At 49.5% G+C, this 3,156-nt stretch carries 2 protein-coding genes; both read left to right on the forward strand.

Annotated features, from left to right (window positions below; all coding sequences use genetic code 11):
- The first annotated feature begins 194 nt into the window (after positions 1–194).
- Complete coding sequence (locus AC5JLB_RS20220; protein WP_495875619.1) at positions 195–2,492, forward strand: heavy metal translocating P-type ATPase; 2,298 nt, start codon at positions 195–197, stop codon at positions 2,490–2,492.
- A 21-nt stretch (positions 2,493–2,513) separates the two neighbouring features.
- Positions 2,514–3,116: a cupredoxin domain-containing protein gene (locus AC5JLB_RS20225; protein WP_495875620.1), complete on the forward strand. Its 603-nt coding sequence runs from the start codon at positions 2,514–2,516 to the stop codon at positions 3,114–3,116.
- The last annotated feature ends 40 nt before the right edge of the window (positions 3,117–3,156 follow it).

The following is a 3,156-nucleotide window of genomic DNA, read 5'->3' on the forward strand; positions in this document are numbered from 1 at the left end:
ACTGAACAAGGATACTACTCTTAGCTCCCTGTCCGATTTTTGGGTGTCATTTCAACCTTTCCAAGCTGGGAAGGTGGACTTTGCTATTGCTGGCATGACCTTGGGGCGAGTCTTTGAAGAATTATGGTTGAATCGCTTGACCTTCCAGTGAACTGGAGGATTCATCATAGGACTATCAACTTTAGAACTATGCTATGGAAACTCACAACTTAAAGCTGAGGGGCATGAGTTGTGCCTCGTGTGCTAGAAGCGTAGAAGATGCGATTCGTTCAGTTCCAGGGGTTCAGGACTGCAACGTTAACTATGGGGCAGAGCAAGCAATGGTTGAATATGACGCGAAGCGAGTCAGCTTAGCGCAAATTCAAACTGCGATCGTTGATGCGGGTTACTCGTCTACTTCGCTACAAGATCAGGAATTTATAACGGGTGAAGACGATGCCGAAAAAACACAGCGTTTGCGAGAATTTCGTCATTTGCGCCGCAAAGTTATTGTTGCTAGTATCATCAGCGCTATTCTCATTTTTGGCTCACTGCCGATGATGACCGGATTAGCAATTCCATTTATCCCAGCCTGGCTGCACAATTCCTGGTTTCAATTTGTTTTGTCTACCCCTGTGATCTTTTGGTGTGGTGCAGAGTTTTTCATCAATGCTTGGAAAGCGCTCAAGCGTCACACGGCGACAATGGATACCTTAGTCGCACTAGGAACGGGATCGGCCTATCTCTACTCACTGGTGACGACGATTTTTCCTGGCTTCTTTATTGCTCAAGGATTGTCGCCCGATGCGTATTATGAGGCGGCGAACGTGATTATTACGCTGATTCTACTAGGGCGATTATTTGAGATGCGAGCGAGAGGTCAGACCTCAGAAGCGATTCGCACCCTGATTGGCTTGCAAGCTCGTGATGCGCGAATCGTTCGCGGTGGGCGAGAACTGGAAGTACCGATCCAAGACGTTCAAATCGACGACATTGTAATTGTGCGTCCGGGGGAGAAGATTCCGGTGGATGGCGAAGTGGTGAGTGGAACCTCGACGATCGATGAATCAATGGTGACGGGCGAAAGCGTCCCTACTAAGAAACAACCGGGCGATGAAGTGATCGGGGCAACGATTAATAGAACGGGGAGTTTTCGGTTTCGGGCAACTCGGGTGGGCAAAGATACCGTCTTGGCTCAAATCGTGAAGCTCGTGCAGCAAGCTCAAGGATCGAAAGCTCCGATTCAGCGATTAGCCGACCAAGTTACAGGCTGGTTTGTCCCGATCGTAATTGCGATCGCGATCCTGACGTTTATCATTTGGTTCAACACAACAGGCAATCTAACGTTAGCGATTATCACAACGGTTGGAGTGCTGATCATCGCTTGTCCTTGTGCATTAGGATTGGCGACTCCAACTTCTGTATTGGTTGGGACGGGCAAAGGAGCCGAGAACGGCATTCTGATCAAGGGAGCCGAGAGCTTGGAGTTAGCGCATCAGATCGGAACGATCGTATTAGACAAAACCGGAACCCTCACCGCCGGACAGCCAACGGTGACCGACTTTATCACGACCGTTGGTTCAGCCCATGAACTCCAGTTGCTAAAACTAGCGGCGTCGGTTGAGCGTAATTCAGAACATCCGTTAGCCGAAGCGGTGGTGCGCTATGCCCAAACTCAGGGCGTGGGTTTAGAGGACGTGCAGGACTTTGAAGCGGTTGCAGGCAGCGGAGTTCAAGGCAGAGTTGCCGATCACCTGATCCAGATTGGAACGCAACGGTGGCTACAGGAATTGAACATTGATAGCCGACCGCTGCAAGCCGAAAAAGATCGATTGGAATCGGTTGGTAAAACGGTAATTCTGATTGCGATCGCAGGCAAGCTCCAGGGACTGATGGGCATTTCAGATGCCCTGAAGTCCTCCTCTGTGGAAGCGGTACGATCGCTACAACGAATGGGACTTGAGGTGATCATGCTCACGGGAGACAATCAGCAAACGGCAGACTCGATTGCAAAAGAAGTCGGAATTCAAACGGTGATTGCCGAAGTCCGGCCCGATCAAAAAGCAGCCGTGATTCAATCTATTCAAAGCGGCAGTGACAATCGTTCTAGGTCGAACGGTCGTCGGCATTCTAAAGCAAAAATTGTGGCAATGGTGGGAGATGGCATTAACGATGCCCCGGCCTTGGCTCAAGCGGATGTGGGCATTGCGATCGGCACGGGAACCGATGTTGCGATCGCGGCGAGTGATATTACGTTAATTTCGGGTGACTTGCAAAGCATTGTCACAGCGATTCAACTCAGTCGCGCCACCATTCGCAATATTCGTCAAAATCTTTTCTTTGCCTTCATTTACAACACAGTAGGCATTCCCATTGCGGCAGGAATTCTGTTTCCAATCTTTGGTTGGTTACTGAGCCCAATCATTGCAGGCGGTGCAATGGCCTTTAGTTCGGTATCTGTTCTAACGAATGCGTTACGGTTACGCAATTTCAAGCCTAAAGCGATCGCATAATAGTTCATTGCGTTGACAATCATGTTGAACAAAGTATTAGGACATCTTGCAGGAATAGGTTTGCTCTTGAGTGCAACCTCTGCGACTGCTCAGATGCCAATGGAGCATTCGCAGCCGACTCCACCGTTTCGTCGCATTAACCAACCGATCGCCTTAAAGATAGGTGTTACAGCAGGCGGTTTGGCGCTAATCGGGTTAGAGCTTTGGTGGTTTCTGTATAGCAAACAGAAATCTCAGAAGGCAGACGCGACTGATCAGGGCATTCAGGAAGTAACGATCACGGTTGATGGGGGTTATGAACCGAGTCAAATTGTTGTCAATGCAGGTCAACCTGTGCGGCTAAATTTCTTTCGCCGTGATCCGAGCAGTTGCCTTGAACAAGTCCGCTTTCCAGATTTTGGCATTGCCCAAGATCTGAAGTTAAATCAGACGACTCCGATCGAGTTTACGCCGTCTGCACCAGGGAAGTATTCGTTTGCGTGTGGGATGAATATGTTTCATGGTGTGGTTGAAGCGATTAGCGCAGAGCGTGACTCCAGAGGAACCGCAGCATCAGATGCCGCGAGAATTGCCCTCACCCCTAGCTTCCCTCACCCGCAAGTGAGGGAAGCTAGGTTGTGTTGATAATTATGTGAAGTTGGGCTGAATAAGCTAAAAGGCGATG

Source organism: Myxacorys chilensis (assembly GCF_059505265.1).

Coding starts and splice junctions, on each gene's coding strand:
- AC5JLB_RS20220 (WP_495875619.1), top strand. CDS start 195: ATGGAAACTCACAACTTAAAGCTGAGGGGCATGAGTTGTGCCTCGTGT.
- AC5JLB_RS20225 (WP_495875620.1), top strand. CDS start 2,514: ATGTTGAACAAAGTATTAGGACATCTTGCAGGAATAGGTTTGCTCTTG.